The sequence below is a fragment of the Lichenihabitans sp. PAMC28606 genome (assembly GCF_020616535.1).
Lineage (GTDB): Bacteria > Pseudomonadota > Alphaproteobacteria > Rhizobiales > Beijerinckiaceae > Lichenihabitans > Lichenihabitans psoromatis.
In genome coordinates this window covers 3,544,562-3,562,812 of sequence record NZ_CP085136.1, presented here as the reverse complement: position 1 = coordinate 3,562,812, position 18,251 = coordinate 3,544,562, and the positions used below count along the sequence as shown (strand labels likewise).

The window sequence follows — 18,251 nt, the reverse complement described above, 5'->3', positions numbered from 1 at the left end:
TAACAGAAAGTAATCGGCATCTTACCCGGCGCATCGCCTCGGTGTGGCACGTCGCAAGAACAGCGATGACTGGATGATGCGACTGAAAATCGACAGCGGCATCATGTCGACTGCGCCGCGCCTCGGCGAGCGTCGTTAATCTCTCGCTCGAAGAGGTATGCTATGCATCGCATCAATCTCGAAAGTGCGATCGCCGTTGCGTTAGCGCTTCTCATTCAAGGGCGAGCAGTCTTCTCGGGGTCGAGCCGCTATGTGGCTCGACCATATCCGATCCTGCTCAAGGGAGCGGTGATGCTGCAGCGAGCAGAATCGACGTCCACTAAGACTTTCGGCCGATTAGGCGAGAGCATCGCCGCGCGTCGATTGCTGATGGGCATCCTGGCGGTTGGATTGCTGGCGATCTGTCTTGTCTTTGGTCTCGTCATGCACGATGCCCGCCGCGACGTCAGCAATGAGATCCAAAATGTCGCCGGAAATCTGGCCTCGACAGTCGCGAGCGACGTCGATCGCAATCTTCAATTGATCGACGACGGCCTTCTGTCGATCACCAAATTGTGGAGCAATCCAGCCGTCCAAAACTTGGATCCGAAGCTGCGCGACCTCGTTCTCTTCGATAGCTGGCTTGCGTCTGATGAGAATGTCTCGATCGCTGTTCTCGACGACACGGGTTTCATTCGCGCCGCCTCCAAGGTCTCGATCCGCGCCACGAGCTCGTTTCAAGACCGAGAATATTTTCAAGCCCACAGCGGCACGAGAGATGTTGGTCTGTTTGTCAGCAAGCCTTTCGTCAGTCGTCTCACTGCCAAATGGATGGTCGCTCTCAGCCGCCGCATCGATCATGCCGATGGCAGCTTTGGAGGTGTCGTGGTCGGCTACATCAAGCTGAGCTACATCACCACGCTCTACCAAGGATTGGATCTTGGTCCTGGCGGGGCCTCGACGCTGCTCCGAACCGATGGCACGATCATTCTTCGCGAACCTTTCGTGGACGCTGAAATTCGCCGCAATATCCGCAACGCCGATAATTTTGCGATCCTTAATTCGGCGCAAAAGGGACATTTCGAGGGGTATTCGCCCATCGCCGGCGAGCGTCGAATCGTGTCGTTTCACCGGATCGGCTCGCTGCCGCTTATCCAGGTCGTCGAAATCCCGGGCGATGCCGCTTATGCGGCATGGTGGCGAAAGGCGCTGACCATCGGCGCTATCCTGGCGCTGCTCTGCATCGGCTGCCTGACGCTTCTGATTTTGCTCAACGGAGAAATCGCGCGTCGTGCGGCTGTCGAAACGACCTTGGCTCGTCTGGCCGCAACGGACCCGTTGACCCAATTGGCCAATCGCAGGCGCTTCGTCGAAGCGCTGGATATCGAATGGCGGCGCGGCATCCGGGATCGCTCTGAGCTGTCGCTTCTGATGATCGATGCGGACCACTTCAAAGACTTCAACGATTCCTTCGGGCATCAAGCGGGCGACGAATTGCTGAAGAATTTTGCGACCTGCATGTCGAGCAATTTACGACGGCCGGCCGATCTTGCCGCACGATATGGGGGTGAGGAATTCACCATCATTCTTCCGGCCACCGACGCAGCGGGCGCCTTTCAGGTCGCGGAAAACATCCGCGCATCGATCGCAAAGCTCCGGCATCCGCATGTCGCATCGGGCGACAAAACAGCGACGGTCAGCATCGGGATCGCAACCTGTCAGCCGACGCTTGGTACAGACAGCGACATCCTCATTGCGGCCGCCGACCAGGCGATGTACCGCGCCAAAACCGACGGTCGAAATTGCTGCCGGGGCGATCGGCTCCTGAGCGCGGCCTAAAGTCGAATGCTATGCCGATGCTCGGCGATACGCGCGACGCGCGCGATCTCCGCCTCCCGTTCGTCGATGCTCCATCCCAGGACGTCCCCCGCCACCGTCGCGAGTTCCGTCAAAGCCTTGATGTCGAGGCGCCCAGAAAAGGCGATCGGCAGGCGGCGAAACACGAGATCGTCGAGGGTCACGACCTGTTCGTGCCGAACGATCCAGCGGATTTCGGCCTCGGTGTAGCCAGGAAGGCTCGCCAGCGGCATCTCCGGAGAGCCATCGAACGATGCCAGCATGGCCTCCGCCGTGGTGCCATAACGGTCCAGCAGAACGCCGGCGCGCGCAGGCCCGATCCGGAAGGCCGCCGCAACACCCGCGATCCAGCCCCGTTGTGCCGATGGCGTGATCGGATAGTCCCGACCTCCCCCGATCGGCTCGAAGGTTGTGTCGCGACGTCGCTTCCGTCCCACCAAGCCGAGCACGACATCGGTCGTCTCGGCCGAAAAGGCGCGGAACGTCGTCCATTTGCCGCCGATCATCGACAGAACCGGAACGCTGCCGCCGGGCAACGTATCGCGCGCCAATGAGTGATCGCGGCTGATTTCGCCCGGATCATCGACCTGAGCTGCCGGCAGCGGGCGGATGCCCGTGTAGCGGTAGACGATCTGCTCTCGGGTGACGGACAGATCCGGGAACACCTCGCCCAGCATACCGAGCATGTAATCCGCCTCGCTATCGTCGCAGACGACATCGTCCGGATTATCGGCCTTGATGTCGGTCGAGCCGACGAGCGCGCGGCCGAAGAACGGATAGACGAGGCAGATCCGGCCATCAGAGGAGCCGAAATAAATCATGTGACCGTCGATCTGGCGGACCAGTTCGGGATTGTCGACCACGAGATGCGACCCCTTGGTGCCGCCGATATAGGCCTTGTTGAGCCCCACCGCGTGGTTGACCTGATCGATCCACGGCCCGGCCGCATTGACCACGACCGTCGGCTCGACCGCGATGGCGGCACCGGTGACCTGATCGGCGAGGAGAATGCGACCGTCGGCAAGCCCCGTGACCGCCACATGGTTCAGCGCCCGCGCACCAGGATGAGCCTTCTGCCCATCGGCCACGAGCTCGTAGCAAAGCCGTTCGGCCTGGGTGACGCTCGCGTCGTAATAGGTCGAGGCTGCCACGATCGATGGATCGAGCTTCGGAAAACGTCGCCGTGCCGCGGCTTGGAGCATCACGCCATGGCGCGGCATGACGCGGTGCTTGCGACCAAGCCAATCGTAGATGGCCAGACCGACCTCCACGATCAACAAGCCGCGATCCGCCATTTTGGCCTTGCGTCCCAAGAAGCGTTTCATCGAGGGCAGCAGGCCGCCCGCATAGGACCTGATCGGGACCATGGTCGGCAGCGGCTTGACGAAATGCGGCGCATTGCGGAGCAGCAGATTGCGCTCTCGGGTCGATTCAGCGACGAGCCGGAACTCGCCCGTTTCGAGATATTTCAGGCCGCCGTGAATGAGGCGCGAGGGCGCCGCGCTGGTGCCGCCGCACCAATCGCCTTTGTCGACCAAAAGGCAATCGACGCCCTGCAGAGCGAGATCCCGGAACGTGCCCGCACCGTTGATCCCGGCGCCGACGATCAGCACCGGTACTTTCGGATCGGCCGTCAAACGGCGCAGTGTCCCGGCACGGACCGCATGCGGATCAGGGTGGGTCATGAGCGACCGTCTCGGCTGGAGGTCATCGGTCCGGCGCTGCCGGCCATCTCGGCCCAGAGCGGTCGAACGGCCTCAACCAAGGCACCGTAGCGCGCATAGCGCTGGCTGAGCAGGGCGTGCCGTTCGGGATGCGGCTCGTAACGCGCGGCGGTCCGGCAACAGGTCATGGCGGCCTCCGGCAGCGATCCGTAAAGCCCGATGCCGACGCCGGCCGCCATCGCGGCACCGAGCGCACTCGCCTCCGGTGCTTCGGCGATATCGACCGGCAGACCGAGCACATCGGCGAAAAATTGTGCGAAACGCGGGACGGACGATCCGCCGCCAGTCACACCCACGCGGTGGATCGGGAAACGGGACGCCAGAGCATCGGCGTGAAAGCGGTGATTGAACACGGCACCCTCCATCACGGCACGCAGCATATCGGCCCGTGTATGCCAGGAGCGCAGGCCGAAGAAGCTGGCACTCGCCGGCCCGTTATAGGGCGATCCATAGAGAAAGGGATGAAACAGCGGGGCATCTGCCGTCGCGGCGACCGCGAGATCGGCGTCGAGGCGGGTCCAGATCGATGGACCCCCAAGCCGCGCGTCTTCAAGCTCCGCTGCGTAGCCTTGGCGCAGAAACCAATCCACCGTGTTGGACGATGCGGGCGAGATCGACATGTTCATCCATTGGCCGAGCCGCAATCCGGCGCGGGCCGACCAGCGCGGATCGGAGACGAGATGATCCGATAGCGTTTCGTTGATGCTGAAGGTGCCGGCCGTGATCGACAAAACGCCCGCCTCGAGATTGCCGAGCCCGACCGCTCCCGCCGTGACATCATGCAACCCGCCCGACACGGGTGTGCCGGCCAGGAGGCCGGTGATGGCGGCGGCCTCTGGCGTGACCACACCGATGCGGCCGCAACTCGGCAGGATCGGGGGAAGCGCTCTGCCAAGATCATCAAGCCCGAACAGATGGAGGATCGCGGGATCGTAGGCTTGTGTGAGCGGATCGGTAAAAGCCGTGCTCGCATCGGTCGGGTCCGTCGCCACGACGCCGGTCAGACACAGCCGAAGCCAATCCTTGCAGAACAAGACATGACCGATCCGACCATAGCGTTCCGGCTCATGCCGCTTGATCCAGGCCAGGAGGGCCGTCGCCGCAAAACAGGACGGTCGTTGCGCGGTGAGGCGCAGGGCGTCCTCAAGCCGACCATCGCGTTCCCAACCGGTGACGATCCGATGCGCCCGACTATCAACCGATTGGATGCCGGCGCCGAGAGGCGTGCCCGCTTTGTCGATCAGGTAAAGCCCGTCGCCATGACCCGTGACGCCGACACAGGAGATTGCGTCCGGATCGATGCCGGACTGTTGCAACACATCTCGAATGGCTCCCGCCGCAGCGGCCCACAGGCTCGGCATGTCCTGCTCGACGTGACCCGGCAAAGGCGTGCGCGGATCCGTCCTCCCGGTCCCGGTCGCGATTGTCCGGCCCGCTGGATCAAACAAGACCGCTTTGATGGCGGTGGAGCCGCAATCGAGCCCGAGCAGCATGCGTTCCCCTTTCCCAACGACCAAACCACTTATGTCGCCCGATAACCGCGACGGTGTATTTTGCTTGACGGGTAACATTGCAATGTTACGTTTGTCCTAGAGAATGTGATTTAAACACTCTGGCTCGAAAAACGTCACACCAGATGACGATGCCAGCGAGGAAACGTTGTGATGGATCAGCGATCAGCCGATCAGCCGAAGCAGGAGGAACGACTCACCTCTCATGCCGCCACGCCGGACGCGCTCCCGTCTGGTCCGGCCCTGGCGTTCAATGGCCTGTTTAAAGGCTTCGACGGCATTCCCGTGCTGCGCGATATCACGGCTCGGTTCGAGCCGGGCACCGTCAACGTGCTGGCGGGCGAGAACGGGGCCGGCAAATCAACCCTGTTCAAGATCATCTCGGGCCAACTCGCGCCCGATAAGGGCATCCTGACCATCAAGGGCGTGCCGGTCTACATCTTCGATCCGCGCCATGCTCAGCAACTCGGCGTGTCCATCATCCCGCAGGAATTGCTGCCCATCCCAGACATGAAGGTGTGGGAGAACCTGATGATCGGGCGCGAGAAGACGTCTGTGTTCGGCTTCCTGCGTCGCGGCGACATGGTGGCCGAGGCGCGTCGTCTGCTCGAGGAATTCGGTCTCGACATCGACCCGCAGGCCTCGATGCGACGCCTCGGCGTGGCCTCGACCCAGATGATCGAGATCATCAAGGCCACCTCCCGCGACAGCAGCATCGTGCTCATGGACGAGCCGAGTTCCTCGCTCAGCACGCGCGAAACCGAGCAGCTGTTTCGCGTGATCCGCGTCATGCGCTCACGCGGAGCCTGTATTCTTTACACAAGCCATCGCATGGAAGAGATCGAGCAGATCTCCGATACGGTCGCGATCATGCGGGATGGGGCCTTCATCCGGCACGACCCGACCAGCGCCCTCACGGAGCGGCAGATCATCGCCGACATGGTCGGGCGCGACGTCCAGGATCTGTTTCCGGACCGTAAGCTCTCACGCTCCGACCGTACGGTTCTGGAGGTGCAGAACCTGCGGGTCGCAGGTTACGGCGCGTCGACCTCGTTCAGCGTGAAGGCGGGCGAGATCGTCGGCCTTGGTGGCCTCGTCGGCGCCGGCCGCAGCGAATTGCTCGAAGGTCTGTTCGGGCTGCGGCGCGCCACCGGCTCGGTTTCGGTCGATGGCCAACCGTTCGGGCTCGGCAATCCCGCGGCCTCGATCCGGCGCGGCCTCGCCATGGTGCCGGAGGATCGCAAGCTCGCAGGCGTCCTGACGTCGCTGTCGATCCTCGACAATGTGACGCTGCCGCATCTCGATCGGTTCACCAACGCGGCCGGTTTCGTCGACCATGCGGAGCGCCGCACCCGCACGCTGGACGTGCTAGGGCGCACCCGCGTCAAATATTCCAAGCTGACGCAGACGCTCTCTCATCTCAGCGGCGGCAACCAGCAGAAGATCGCGATCGCGCGCTGGCTCGTGACCGGTACGCCGAAGCTGCTGATCCTCGACGAGCCGACGCGCGGCATCGACGTCGGAGCCCGGAGCGAAATCTACAAACTCGTCCAGGAACTTGCCGATAGTGGTGTCGCGGTTCTGCTCGCCTCTTCCGACATGCCCGAACTCATCAATCTTAGTCATCGCATTTTGGTGATGCGCGGCGGCGCCATCGCGGGCGAGTTGTCCCGCGACGAGGTGAGCCAGGAAGCCATCCTGCGTTTCGCCATGGGAAAGACCAAACATGCAGCCTAGCGACGCTCCCGTTTCGACGGCCGCCCTCACGGTCCCCATGGCGCCGCCGTCGCGCTTCAACCTCCGCGACCTGTTGCTGCGCTACGCGCTCGTGCTGATCCTCATCGTCTTCGTCGGCGTGCTGGGCGTCTCGAACGGCAGCTTCTTCACACTCTCGAACTTCAACGTCGTTCTGCTGCAGGTCTCGACCAATGCGCTGCTGGCGACCGGGGCCACCTACGTGATCCTGACCGGAGGAATCGATCTATCGGTCGGTAGCGTTGTCGGAATGGCGGGCGTCGCGGCCGCCTTGGTGGCGCAGCGGGATGGCGTCGGCTTCACGGTGGCGGCGGTGCTGACCGGCGTGCTGGCCGGCGGCGCGATCGGCCTCACCAATGGTTTGCTGGTGGCGGTCGCCCGCGTTCCGGCCTTCGTGGCGACGCTGGGGACGATGACGATCGCGCTCGGCATCGCCTATGTCTTGAGTGACGGCCAGCCGATCTCCGGCCTGTCCGACCCGTTCCTTGCGGTCAGCGGCGACATCTATGGGTTTCCCGTGCCGGTGCTTCTGATGATCGTGGCGGTGCTCGGCTCGTGGATCCTGCTGTCGCGAACCCGCCTTGGCATGCACATCTACGCGACCGGCGGCAACCCGCAGGCGGCGCGGGTCGCGGGTGTCGATCTCCGCGGTATCCGGCTGACGGTCTATACATTATCGGGATTGCTGGCCGGGTTAGCCGGCGTCGTGCTGGCCTCGCGCGCCACGGCCGGTATTTCGACCACCGGCGCGGGTTACGAGCTCAATGCCATCGCGGCCGCCGTCATCGGCGGCATCAGCCTCATGGGCGGTCGCGGCAGCATCTTCGGCACGGTGTTCGGCTTCATGATTATCGGCGTGCTCGATAACGGCCTCAACATCCTGAACGTGTCGCCCTTCTACCAGCTCATCATCAAGGGCGTGATCATCATCGGAGCGGTCTTCATCGACTCCACCCTGAATCGGAAAGACGACTGATCGTCTGACCGTGGACGACCCAAAAAAACACTGGAGGAAACATCGAATGACGCATTCAAGGCGCAGCGGCTTGGCCGCGCTTCTTCTGGCGGGCGCGGCGACCCTGATGGGCGCGCCGGCTCAGGCCGACAAAGCTCACCCCACGATCGGCTTCACGGTCTACAACATGACCTCCTTCATCGCCTGGGGCAAACAGGGCGCCGAGGCCGTCGCCAAAGCCGGCAACACGACCTTGTTGTGGCAGAGCGCGAAGGACGACGTGAACACGCAGATTTCGCAGATCCAGCAGTTCATCAACCAGAAGGTCGATGCGATCGTCATCGTTCCGGTGAACTCCTCCACGCTCGGTCCGCAGATCGATCAGGCCGTCAAGGCCGGCATTCCGGTTTTCGCCACCAATGCCAGCATCTCGGGTCCGGCCGCCAAGCAGCTCGTCGCCTATCTCGGGCCGGACGATGTCGCGGCCGGCGAACAGGAGGCCCAGGCGGTCGTCGATGCGCTGAAGGGCAAGGGCAATGTCGTGGTCCTGCAGGGCCCGATCGGCCAATCCGGCGCGACGGACCGCACGACGGGCGTGCAGAACATCCTGGCCAAGAACACCGGCATCAAGGTCCTGGCGATGCAGACCGCCAATTGGGACCGGACGCAGGGTTATAAGCTGATGCAGGATTGGCTGTCACGCTATGGCCAGGACATCAATGGCGTGATCTCCGAAAACGACGATATGGCGATCGGTGCCGTGCAAGCCCTGAAGGAAAAGGGCATGAACGGGAAGATTCCCGTCTCCGGCGTCGACGGCATCAAGGATGGCCTCCGCGCCCTCCGTTCGGGCGACATGGTCCAGACCAATCTGCAGAATGGCGCGCTCGAACTCGGCGAAGCCATGCAGGTCGCGATCGACTACCTGAATGGCAAGAAGCCGCCGGCCCTCATGATGCTGAAAATGCCCGGCATCACCAAGGCTTCGGTGGATAAGTATTACGACCAGTTGTTCGACCATTCCGACAAGTTCATCGAAAGCTTGCCGGAGCTGGTGAAGCAGAACCTCGCCTCGGGCGACTATGCCAACCAGTAAACACTAGATTAGCCGGGGGCGCATTCTGTGTCCCCGGTGCCGACCTGAACTGGAGCTAGCCTTGCCGACGAGCGCGGCGGACCCTCTCACCTCCGACCCGGCCCGTGGCGCACGCGCGATCGAGAACCGGCGCAAGCTGATGCTCGAGCAGATCATCCGCTCGGGCTCGGCGCAGGTCGACGAATTGGCGTCCCGCTTCGGCGTCAGCCGCATGACCATCCATCGCGACCTCGATGCCCTGGCCGAACAAGGCATGGTCCGCAAGCAGCATGGCGGCGTGACGCTGCACGAGTCGAGTTCGGTCGAGAGCAGTTTCGGCTATCGCTCGCATCTCGCCGAGCGGCAAAAGACCGCCATCGCCCGCGCGGCGGCCGCGCTGGTCCATCCCGGTCAGACGTTGTTGCTCGACGAATCGACCACCACCCTGATGATCGCGCCGCATTTGTCCCGCCTGACGCCCTTGACGGTCATCACCAACGGCCTCGCCATGATCGACCGGCTGAAGGAAGCGCATGGCATCAAGCTGATCGCTCTCGGCGGAACCCACAATGCGCGGCTGAACGCGTTTTTCGGGCTCACCTGCGAGACCGTCATCGCGACGCTGCGCGCCAACACGGTTTTCATGTCGACCTCCGCCGTTTTTGGCGGCGTCGTCTTTCATCAGGACGATGAGGTGTTGAAGATCAAACGCGCCTTGATGAGCGTCGCCGACCGTAGGGTCCTGATCGTCGATAGCAGCAAGTTCGGCGTCACGGCTCTGAACCGGCTGATCGGTCTCGACGCTTTCGACGACGTCATCACCGACGATGGACTGCCAGAGGCCGAGCGACAACGCCTTCGCGACCAGAAGGTCAACCTGACCGTCGTTCCGTGCTGATCACCCGCGCCTGACATCTCCACCACGTCACCGAACCAGAAAGGAAACTTCGTGTCCGACGACTTCACCTTCGACAAGGCCTTTTCGCTGACCGGCAAGACCGCGGTCGTGACCGGCGGCGCGAGCGGCATCGGTCTCGCGATCGCGACTCTGTTTGCCGAACGCGGCGCGCGGCTGGCCCTCATCGACCGTGACCCCAAGGTGGTCGCCGCCGCCGCCGCGCTCGTAGGACACGGTCATCTTGGGATCGAGGCGGACGTCGCGGAGGATGGCGCGCCCAAGCGGAGCATCGATCGGATCGCGGCGGAATTCGGCCGCATCGATATCCTGGTCAACAATGCCGGAGTCGCGCGCCTTGCACCCGCCGAGGCGGCGACCCGCGCCGATTGGGATCTCACGATGCAGATCAATCTGACGGCGCCCTTCCTGTTTTCGCAGGCAGCGGGCCTGCACATGCTGAAGCAGGGCTCCGGCCGCATCATCAATCTGGCGTCGCAGGCCGCCTCGGTGGCGCTGCAATCCCATGTGGCCTACTGCACCAGCAAGGCCGCGATCGTCGGCATGACCAAAGTGCTGGCCTTGGAATGGGGCCCGAAAGGCATCACGGTCAATGCCATCAGCCCGACCGTCGTCGAGACCGAACTCGGGCGCAAGGCTTGGGCCGGTGACGTCGGCGAGGCCATGAAGAAGCTCATTCCGTCCCGCCGCTTCGCTCAACCGGAAGAGATCGCGCTTGCGGCGTTTTATCTCGCGACCCCGGCCGCCGCGATGATCAATGGCGCCGATCTCGCCATCGACGGCGGCTACACCATTCAATGACAACGAGGATCTCAGCATGAACCGGATCATCAACGATCCCGATAATGTCGTCGAGGATGCGCTCGTCGGCCTCACGGCCGCGCATGCGGATCTTCTCGCCCGCACCAGTCACAGTCGGGTCATCCGCGCCGTCGCGGTCCCGCAGCAGGGCCGCGTCGGCATCGTGACGGGCGGCGGATCGGGTCACGAGCCCGCTTTCGTCGGCTTCGTCGGCCCGGGGCTCGTCGATGCCGTCGCGATCGGCGAGGTTTTCGCATCCCCGACTGCTCGCGCCTTCGAAGCCGCCTTCAAGGCGGCGGATGGCGGGCGCGGCGTCGCCTGTCTCTATGGCAATTACGCCGGCGACAACATGAACGTCAAAATGGCGGTACGGCTGGCCGAACGCGAGGGGCTGACCGTCAAAACCGTCGTGGCCAATGACGACGCGGCTTCGGCCCCGGCGGACCAGCGATCAAAGCGGCGCGGCGTGGCCGGCGAGGTGTTTATGTGGAAGGCGGCGGCGGCGCTGGCCGCAGAGGGCGCCGATCTCGACGCCGTGATCGCGGTCGCCCAGAAGGCGATCGACAACACCCGCAGCGTCGGCATCGGCCTGTCGGCGTGCACGATCCCGGCCGCCGGCAAGCCGAATTTCATCATCAAGGACGGCGAGATGGAGGTCGGTATCGGCCACCACGGCGAGCCGGGCATCGCGGTGATGCCGACCAAGCCTGCGAAGGATATGGCGGCCCTGATGCTCGACACCATCGTGCCGGACCTACCGTTCGAGCGCGGCGACGAGGTCGCGGTGCTGGTCTCCGGCCTCGGCGCGACGCCCGTCATGGAGCTCTACATCCTCTACGGGCACGTCGTCGAAATCCTGGCGAGCCATGGGATCACGATCCGGCATCGCTTCGTTGGCAATTACTTCACCTCGCTCGAGATGATGGGCGCCTCGATCACCGTGACGCGGCTCGATGCGGAACTCGACCGCCTGATCGCCGCCCCGGCGCATTCGATCGGCTTGACCGTGACAGGAGCTCAATGATGGCCGACAGCGTCGATCTCAAAGCCGCCGGACCCATCCTCGACGACATGGTGACGGCCATTGTGGCCCATGCGGCCTATCTCAGCGAACTCGATGGGGCGACCGGCGACGGGGACCATGGCGTTAACATGAGCAAGGGTTTCCGCATGACGGGCCAGAAGCTCGCGGTAGCGCCGCAGAGCCTCGGCGAGGGCTTCGCGACCTTGGCCGAAACGTTGCTGGACGAGATCGGTGGATCGATGGGGCCGCTCTACGGCAGCTTCTTCCTCGACATGTCGACCTTCATGAAGGGAAAGACGAGCCTCGACCGGGACGACTTCGGGCGAATGCTGCACAAGGGCATCGCGGCTGTGACCGATCTCGGCGAAGCCAAACCGGGCGACAAATCGCTGGTGGACGTGCTCGCCCCAGCTTCGGCCGCGTTCGATGCGGCGGCGGCGCGCGGCGAGGCCTTTGCGGCTTGCCTCACGGCGCTGGAGACGGCTGCCGATGCGGGTTTTGAGTCGACCCGCGACATGGTGGCGAAGATCGGCCGGGCCAGCCGCCTCGGCGAGCGGTCGCGCGGCTTCCACGATGCGGGCGCGGCCTCCTGCCGGCTGCTGCTGCGTGCCTTGGCGGAGGGGCTAAAGCGACGATTGTAAACGACGCGTCGTCCGCGTTGTTGTTTGTCGTGCCGATCGACGCGCGGCGGGAACTCGCAACGGGGCATGGTCATTCGATTGTGGCTCAGGCACAGCTATAAGCCTCCAGCCCAACCGAGGACCTCTCCATGACTCATCCCCTTCCGCGACGGTTTCCGATTGGGGCGGAACTCGTGCCGGATGGCGTGTCGTTCCGGGTCTGGGCGCCGTCGCACCAGCGTGTGTCGGTGGTGCTCGACGGTGGCGAGCATCCGCTCGCGGCCGACCAGGACGGCTACTTTGCCGGAACGATCGCGGGCCTCGCGGCTGGCGCGCGCTACCGGTTCCGGCTCGACGATGATGCCATGCTATATCCCGATCCCGCCTCGCGCTTTCAGCCTGAGCGCCCGATGGGACCCTCGCAGGTCGTCGATCCCGCAGCTTTCGGCTGGACCGATCAGGCGTGGACCGGCCTGACCATCAATGGTCAAGTGCTCTACGAAATGCATATCGGCACGTTCACGCCCGAGGGAAGCTGGGCCGCTGCCGCCAAGAAGCTGCCGTTCCTCAAGGAGGTCGGCATCACGGTCGTCAACATGATGCCGGTCAACGACTTTCAGGGCCGCTTCGGTTGGGGCTACGACGGCGTCGACCTATTCGCGCCGACCCGCCTCTACGGCGAGCCCGACGACCTCAGAGCGTTTGTCGACGCGGCGCACAGCATCGGCCTCGGCGTGATCCTCGACGTCGTCTACAACCACATCGGACCCGACGGGAATTTTCTGAACACCTTCGCCAAGGACTACTTCACCGATCGGCATAAGACCGATTGGGGCGAAGCCCTGAATTACGACGGACCCAACGCCCATGGCATGCGCGATCTCACGATCAGCAATGCGGCCTATTGGATCGCCGAATATCATTTCGACGGTCTTCGCCTCGACGCGACACAGAACATCTACGACGATTCCGCCGATCACGTCGTCGCGGCGCTGGGTCGAGCGGCCCGGTCCGCAGCCGGATCACGATCGATCATCATCGTGGCCGAGAACGAGCCGCAGAACACCGATCTTGTTCGTCCCGCCGAGGCGGGCGGCTTTGGGCTCGACGCGGTGTGGAACGACGATCTGCATCATTCGGCGATGGTGGCGGCCACCGGACGCAGCGAATTCTACTATAAGGATTACGAGGGCAGTCCGCAGGAGCTGATCTCGGCCGCCAAGTACGGATATCTGTTCCAAGGCCAGATCTATGGCGCCTCCGGCGAGCCGCGGGGCACCCCGGCGCTCGACCTCAACCCCGACGCTTTCGTGACCTTCACGCAGAACCACGACCAGGTCGCCAATTCTGCCCGTGGTTTGCGTCTGCATCAGGTGACGAGCCCGGCCACGGCCCGCGCCATCACGGCTTTTTCGATCCTGATGCCCGGCACGCCGATGCTGTTTCAAGGACAGGAATTCTGGGCCTCGGCGCCGTTTCGCTATTTTGCCGATCATCATCCCGACCTCGCCAAATTGGTGCGGGCCGGACGGCATCAATATCTGGCGCAGTTTCCAAGCCTCGCGACGCCCGCCAGTCAGGCCCAATTGCCCGATCCGGAATCGCTGAAGACCTTCGAGATCTGCAAGCTCGATTGGAGCGAGGTGGAGCGCAATGCCGAAATCCTCAACATGCACCGCGACCTGTTGCGGCTACGGCGGGACGACCGGGCCTTCAACTCGCATCACCGCCCGGCGGCCGATGGCGCCGTTCTGGCCCCCAATGCCTTTCTGGTGCGGTTTTTGGAGCGGGACGGAGACGACCGGCTGATGATCGTCAATCTCGGCCGCGACCTCAATCGGCCTGGCTTTTCGGAACCGCTCGTGGCACCTCCGCGCGGGAAGGCCTGGGCGGTCCAGTGGTCGAGCGAAGACCCCGCTTACGGAGGCACAGGCACGCCTGACGTCGAGACTGCAAAAGGCTGGCACATTCCCGGCCAGTGCGCGATCGTGATGCGGCCCGTCGATCCGAAGGTAGCCTCCAGCATGCCGATCGACCCACCGAGCTCTCCGGATGACCGGACCGGCAAGGCCCCTCCGCAGACCTGAGGTGAAGGGGTCACACCACGACGGTGTAGACGAGGTAGACGAACAAGGCCGCCCCGAGCAACACGAGCATCGCCGCGAGCGCGACGTCGAGCCTCGCTCCGCTCCCTGGCCGGACGTCCGCGCTGTCGATGTCGCGGGCCGTCTTCCGGTAGCGGATCGTCGCCAGGATCATGGTCGCGCCGCCGAGCGCGATCAGAATCAGACCCGCGACGTTGCCGGTGGCATGCCCGCTCACCGAAAGGGGGCGTCCCGCCAACGACTTGCTCGCGATCTCAAGGAAGAGGTCGAATTTCTCGACCAGAAACCCGAACGCCATGATCGATATAGCGGTTCGGACCCAGGCCAGAAACGGTCGCTCGTTAGCCGCATGGTCGCTGTATCGCTCGATCATCGTGTTCGCCTCACCGAGAATGGACCGGCTCAACGCAGCGTCGGCTAAACCATGAACTTGATGCACATCGGCGTGCCGTGCGCGAGGGAGCCATGATCCGACAAGGTCCCGCTCGCTGCATCGATGCGGAAGATCGAGATGCGGTCGCTCTTCTGGTTGGCGACGAGCAGGAACGTCCCGGTGGGGTCGATCGCGATGTTGCGCGGAATATGCCCGCCGCACGGATGGTGGCCAACCGGTGTGAGATGGCCGGTATCCGCGTCCAGCCTATGGATGACGATGCTGTCGTGGCCCCGGTTAGACGCATAGACGAAACCGGCCGGATGCAATTGCAGATCGGCGGCGTCGCTCGGCCCAGTAAAATCGGGCGGCAGCATCGGCACGGTCTGGATCATCTGGAACGTGCCCGTGTCGGCCTCGTAGCGCAGCGACGTCAGGGTCGAGTCGAGTTCGCCAACCAGAAGAGCGATGTCCCCGTTGGGGTGGAATAGGAAATGGCGTGGCCCGGAGCCCGGCGTCAGCGCGAGGCTCGCCGCGGCCGGTTCCGACAGGTGTCCCTCCGACAACCGATAGGAGAACAGACGATCGAGACCGAGATCGGCCACGATTGCGAAACGGCCGTCCGGGCTCGGCAGAATGCAATGCGCGTGTGACCGCTCCTGACGCTCGGCATTCGGCCCCTGCCCCACATGGCGAACGCTGGATATCGGCGCGCCGAGGCCGCCATCCGGGCGAACCGGGAATATCACAACGGCACGATCCGGCCCTTCCCCGGCTGGCGCCAGCGCATAATTGGCGGCCAGCACATGGTGCCCGTCCGGGTCGAGGCCGGTATGCGCCGTGGTGCTCCCAAGGCTCGGTTGCTTGTTAATATAATGGAGGCGGTTAGTCGCCGCGTCGAAGCGGAAAGCCGTGACGGTTCCCTCGTGCCAGCCAAACACTTCGGAACCGGCATAGATGCAGCCGGTGGCCGCCTTTACGGAGAGATAGGTCGGATTGTCGATCCCGCGCTCCTCGCAGAGCAACTCGGCCGTGCCGACCGCTGAATCGAAGCGGAAGACGGACAATCCGACGCCGGCCGCGGTACCGAAATACGGCGTGTCACGATTGAGGCTGCCGACCACCATCATGCTCGTGCTCAAAGACGTCGTCTCCCCCGCTGCGGTCTTGTCCCGAAACCTTATGTCAGGACGCGGCGCGGGAAGTCCACCATCCATGCAGGGCTCGACCGACGCTCGTGTTTCCTCGATCGATCCATTCGGGTAAGGCTGCGCGACCACGCGCGACAAAGGGGAATCGATGCGACAGAGAACCGGCCGCCTCATTCGCGAGACACCCCTCATCGTGGCCGCTTGTGCGCTGACCCTGCTGTTTCCCTTTGCGGGCGTGGCCGCATCCGCATCGATGGCGCAACCCGCGATAGTGGCGATCGACACGACGGCCTTTCAGGCATTTCTCGAGGGGATTTGGCCGGAAGCTCAGAGCCGGGGTGTTTCGCGCGCGGTCTTTGACGCCACCTTCGCGGCCATGACGCCGGATGCTGCGCTGGCGCCGCTGACCCGCTCGCAACCCGAATTCGCCAAACCCATCGGCGCGTATCTCGCGGCGCAAGTCACGCCAGCGCGGGTCGCGGCCGGTCGCGCTGAGGAGGCCCGCTGGGCCAGCGATCTCAGCGCGATCGAGAGCCGCTACGGTGTACCGCGATCCCTTCTGGTGGCGGTCTGGGGCCTCGAAACCAACTATGGCGCCTCGACCGGGCGCAAGGATGTGGTGCGTTCGCTGGCGACGTTGGCGGCCATGAACTACCGGCCGACGCTGTATCGGGCCGAACTGCTGGCTTGCCTCGACCTGCTCCAAAAAGGTGACGTGCGGCGGCAGGATCTCGTCGGATCCTGGGCCGGTGCGATGGGGCAACCGCAATTCATGCCCTCGAGCTTCGTCAAATATGCCGTCGATCAGGACGGCAACGGCCGCCGGGACATCTGGGGGAGCGTGCCCGATTCGCTCGCATCCATCGCTAATTTTCTGCGTCAGCAGGGATATAGACCCGACCGGCCATGGGGCTTCGAGGTGAAGCTGCCGCAGGGGTTGGATGTTGCGATCGGCCGGGGCAGCTTTGCGGACTGGGCCGCGCGCGGCGTCACGCGCGCCGACGGCTCGCCGCTCCAAAGCCCGGGCGACGCCGTCTTGTTCTTTCCGGCTGGCGCATCTGGGCCCGCCTTCCTCGTGACCGAGAATTTCGAGGTGCTGAAGACCTATAATTTCTCCGACGCCTATGTGCTGAGCGTCGCGCAATTGGCGGACCGCATGGAGGGCGGCGCGACCATCGAGGCCGCTTGGCCGACGGCCGTACCCATGTCGCGACCGGATCGGATCGCCCTTCAGACGCGCCTCGTTGCTCTCGGCTTTCCGGTCGATAATCGCGAAGGCCGGATCAGTCTCGCCTTGCGGGACACGATCCGGCTGGCACAGGCCCGCATCAAGATGGTGCCGGACGGCAACCCGACGAGCGCATTGCTCCGCGCCCTGTCGAGCCAGTAGCCGACCGCGCCAGCCGCGATCCTCAAGGGACCGGCGTCGCGATCGCGTCGGCGATGCTGACGGACTTCGGCAGCAACCCCAATGTCGCGAAGGCGTCGGCCACCTTCTGCTGCTCGGCCGCGACTCCCGTCGTGATGCGAGCGACGCCATAGCTTTGTCGGCCGAGCGCGGTCGCGATGATCGAAGCCGGAATATGAATCGCGTCGCTTAGTTGCGCCGCGGCCTCGGCCTGGTGCGCACTCACCCATTGGTCGGTGTCGTCGAGAGCCGCGATCACCACGTCGATCGCCTTCGCGTTCTTGGCCGAAAAGGTCTTCGACGCGAGGTAGAATTGTGCGTTCGGGACGAGATCGGTCCCGGTCACCAGAGTCCTGGCGCCCGTGCCGACCTGTCCAGCCGCATAATAGGGATCCCAAATCGCCCAGGCGTCGACGGAGCCGCGCTCGAAAGCGGCCCGCGCATCGGCGGGGGCCAGGAACACCGGCTTGATGTCCGTGTAGGCGACGCCGGCCCTTTCGAGCGCCTTGACCAGCAGATAATGGACGTTCGACCCCTTGTTGAGCGCCACCGACTTGCCCTTCAGATCCGAAACGGCGCGGATCGTGCTGTCTTTCGGAACCAGGATCGCTTCACCCAATGGCGCAGGCGGCTCGCTCGCCACATAGACGATCGGCACACCGGCGGCTTGCGCGAAAATGGGCGGTGCCTCGCCGGTCGCACCGATATCGATCGCGCCCGCATTCAGCCCTTCGAGCAGTTGCGGTCCCGCTGGAAACTCGGTCCAGGTCACGCCGTAGCCGATCGCCTTCAGCTTGGCATCGAGTTCACCCCTCGATTTCAGCAGGATCAGCGTTCCGTATTTCTGATAGCCGATCCGCACCACCGGATCGGCGGCATGGGCCGGAACCTCGCAGAGAAGAGTAGCGGCTCCAACCACCATCGCGGCGATGAAACGCACATGTCCGACCATCGAAAAGTCTCCATCCGTTACGGCATAGCACCCAAGACCCAACTG

16 protein-coding genes are annotated in these 18,251 nt (G+C 63.9%); 10 read left to right on the top strand and 6 right to left on the bottom strand.

Annotated features, from left to right (window positions below; genetic code table 11):
* Window positions 1-336: 336 nt before the first annotated feature.
* A complete protein-coding gene (locus tag LGH83_RS20170; RefSeq protein WP_413771062.1) occupies window positions 337-840 on the bottom strand; it encodes a hypothetical protein in 504 nt (167 codons plus the stop codon).
* Here LGH83_RS20170 and LGH83_RS20165 point away from each other — a divergent pair.
* On the top strand, window positions 811-1,818 hold the full coding sequence (locus LGH83_RS20165) for a diguanylate cyclase domain-containing protein (protein ID WP_413771061.1): 1,008 nt from the start codon (window positions 811-813) through the stop codon (window positions 1,816-1,818). The genes LGH83_RS20170 and LGH83_RS20165 overlap by 30 nt on opposite strands.
* Here LGH83_RS20165 and LGH83_RS16765 read toward each other — a convergent pair.
* Together LGH83_RS16765 and LGH83_RS16760 are read right to left on the bottom strand one after the other, a co-directional pair.
* Window positions 1,815-3,521, bottom strand: coding sequence for a glycerol-3-phosphate dehydrogenase/oxidase (locus LGH83_RS16765; protein WP_227399625.1), 1,707 nt, complete (start codon window positions 3,519-3,521; stop codon window positions 1,815-1,817). The two genes, LGH83_RS20165 and LGH83_RS16765, sit on opposite strands and share 4 nt — an antisense overlap.
* A complete protein-coding gene (locus tag LGH83_RS16760; RefSeq protein ID WP_227399624.1) occupies window positions 3,518-5,053 on the bottom strand; it encodes an FGGY-family carbohydrate kinase in 1,536 nt (511 codons plus the stop codon). The genes LGH83_RS16765 and LGH83_RS16760 overlap by 4 nt, the downstream gene beginning before the upstream one ends.
* 171 nt (window positions 5,054-5,224) lie before the next feature.
* Between LGH83_RS16760 and LGH83_RS16755 the strand changes: the two genes are divergently transcribed.
* The 8 genes from LGH83_RS16755 to treZ all read left to right on the top strand — a co-directional run bounded on the left by LGH83_RS16755 (window position 5,225) and on the right by treZ (window position 14,304).
* Window positions 5,225-6,808 carry a sugar ABC transporter ATP-binding protein gene (locus LGH83_RS16755; protein WP_227399623.1) on the top strand — a complete coding sequence of 528 codons (1,584 nt, stop codon included), beginning with the start codon at window positions 5,225-5,227 and terminating at the stop codon, window positions 6,806-6,808.
* Window positions 6,798-7,802, top strand: a complete 1,005-nt coding sequence (locus LGH83_RS16750; protein WP_227399622.1) for an ABC transporter permease — start codon at window positions 6,798-6,800, stop codon at window positions 7,800-7,802. Before LGH83_RS16755 ends, LGH83_RS16750 begins: the two co-directional genes overlap by 11 nt.
* Window positions 7,803-7,848: 46 nt before the next feature.
* Window positions 7,849-8,877 (top strand): substrate-binding domain-containing protein, encoded by a 1,029-nt coding sequence (locus LGH83_RS16745; protein ID WP_227399621.1) that lies wholly within the window; start codon window positions 7,849-7,851, stop codon window positions 8,875-8,877.
* A 61-nt stretch (window positions 8,878-8,938) separates the two neighbouring features.
* Entirely contained in the window at window positions 8,939-9,754 is an 816-nt protein-coding gene (locus LGH83_RS16740) for a DeoR/GlpR family DNA-binding transcription regulator (protein ID WP_131114528.1), read from the top strand.
* A gap of 51 nt (window positions 9,755-9,805) precedes the next feature.
* Window positions 9,806-10,573: an SDR family oxidoreductase gene (locus tag LGH83_RS16735; protein ID WP_227399620.1), complete on the top strand. Its 768-nt coding sequence runs from the start codon at window positions 9,806-9,808 to the stop codon at window positions 10,571-10,573.
* 16 nt (window positions 10,574-10,589) lie between these two features.
* On the top strand, window positions 10,590-11,597 hold the full coding sequence (locus LGH83_RS16730) for a dihydroxyacetone kinase subunit DhaK (RefSeq protein ID WP_227399619.1): 1,008 nt from the start codon (window positions 10,590-10,592) through the stop codon (window positions 11,595-11,597).
* Complete coding sequence (dhaL, locus tag LGH83_RS16725; protein WP_319799565.1) at window positions 11,594-12,238, top strand: dihydroxyacetone kinase subunit DhaL; 645 nt, start codon at window positions 11,594-11,596, stop codon at window positions 12,236-12,238. Before LGH83_RS16730 ends, dhaL begins: the two co-directional genes overlap by 4 nt.
* Window positions 12,239-12,366: 128 nt before the next feature.
* Window positions 12,367-14,304, top strand: a complete 1,938-nt coding sequence (treZ, locus tag LGH83_RS16720; RefSeq protein WP_227399618.1) for a malto-oligosyltrehalose trehalohydrolase — start codon at window positions 12,367-12,369, stop codon at window positions 14,302-14,304.
* A gap of 10 nt (window positions 14,305-14,314) precedes the next feature.
* Here the strand turns inward: treZ and LGH83_RS16715 are convergent, their stop codons facing one another.
* Both LGH83_RS16715 and LGH83_RS16710 read right to left on the bottom strand, forming a co-directional pair.
* The gene (locus LGH83_RS16715) at window positions 14,315-14,695 is read right to left on the bottom strand and encodes a YidH family protein (RefSeq protein WP_227399617.1); all 381 of its coding nucleotides are present in this window, start codon (window positions 14,693-14,695) and stop codon (window positions 14,315-14,317) included.
* Window positions 14,696-14,739: 44 nt separating this feature from the next.
* Window positions 14,740-15,837: a lactonase family protein gene (locus LGH83_RS16710; RefSeq protein WP_227399616.1), complete on the bottom strand. Its 1,098-nt coding sequence runs from the start codon at window positions 15,835-15,837 to the stop codon at window positions 14,740-14,742.
* Window positions 15,838-15,994: 157 nt separating this feature from the next.
* Here LGH83_RS16710 and LGH83_RS16705 point away from each other — a divergent pair, with 157 nt between their 5' ends.
* On the top strand, window positions 15,995-17,236 hold the full coding sequence (locus LGH83_RS16705) for a lytic murein transglycosylase (protein WP_227399615.1): 1,242 nt from the start codon (window positions 15,995-15,997) through the stop codon (window positions 17,234-17,236).
* Between the two features lie 22 nt (window positions 17,237-17,258).
* Here LGH83_RS16705 and LGH83_RS16700 read toward each other — a convergent pair whose 3' ends face one another.
* Window positions 17,259-18,206 carry a sulfonate ABC transporter substrate-binding protein gene (locus LGH83_RS16700; RefSeq protein WP_227399614.1) on the bottom strand — a complete coding sequence of 316 codons (948 nt, stop codon included), beginning with the start codon at window positions 18,204-18,206 and terminating at the stop codon, window positions 17,259-17,261.
* Window positions 18,207-18,251 lie beyond the last annotated feature (45 nt).

Bases quoted from the DNA above. Each gene is read 5' to 3' on its own strand.
- LGH83_RS20165 (WP_413771061.1), top strand. From the start codon at position 811: ATGGTCGCTCTCAGCCGCCGCATCGATCATGCCGATGGCAGCTTTGGA.
- LGH83_RS20170 (WP_413771062.1), bottom strand. From the start codon at position 840: ATGATCGATGCGGCGGCTGAGAGCGACCATCCATTTGGCAGTGAGACG.
- LGH83_RS16765 (WP_227399625.1), bottom strand. From the start codon at position 3,521: ATGACCCACCCTGATCCGCATGCGGTCCGTGCCGGGACACTGCGCCGT.
- LGH83_RS16760 (WP_227399624.1), bottom strand. From the start codon at position 5,053: ATGCTGCTCGGGCTCGATTGCGGCTCCACCGCCATCAAAGCGGTCTTG.
- LGH83_RS16755 (WP_227399623.1), top strand. From the start codon at position 5,225: ATGGATCAGCGATCAGCCGATCAGCCGAAGCAGGAGGAACGACTCACC.
- LGH83_RS16750 (WP_227399622.1), top strand. From the start codon at position 6,798: ATGCAGCCTAGCGACGCTCCCGTTTCGACGGCCGCCCTCACGGTCCCC.
- LGH83_RS16745 (WP_227399621.1), top strand. From the start codon at position 7,849: ATGACGCATTCAAGGCGCAGCGGCTTGGCCGCGCTTCTTCTGGCGGGC.
- LGH83_RS16730 (WP_227399619.1), top strand. From the start codon at position 10,590: ATGAACCGGATCATCAACGATCCCGATAATGTCGTCGAGGATGCGCTC.
- dhaL (WP_319799565.1), top strand. From the start codon at position 11,594: ATGATGGCCGACAGCGTCGATCTCAAAGCCGCCGGACCCATCCTCGAC.
- treZ (WP_227399618.1), top strand. From the start codon at position 12,367: ATGACTCATCCCCTTCCGCGACGGTTTCCGATTGGGGCGGAACTCGTG.
- LGH83_RS16715 (WP_227399617.1), bottom strand. From the start codon at position 14,695: ATGATCGAGCGATACAGCGACCATGCGGCTAACGAGCGACCGTTTCTG.
- LGH83_RS16705 (WP_227399615.1), top strand. From the start codon at position 15,995: ATGCGACAGAGAACCGGCCGCCTCATTCGCGAGACACCCCTCATCGTG.
- LGH83_RS16700 (WP_227399614.1), bottom strand. From the start codon at position 18,206: ATGGTCGGACATGTGCGTTTCATCGCCGCGATGGTGGTTGGAGCCGCT.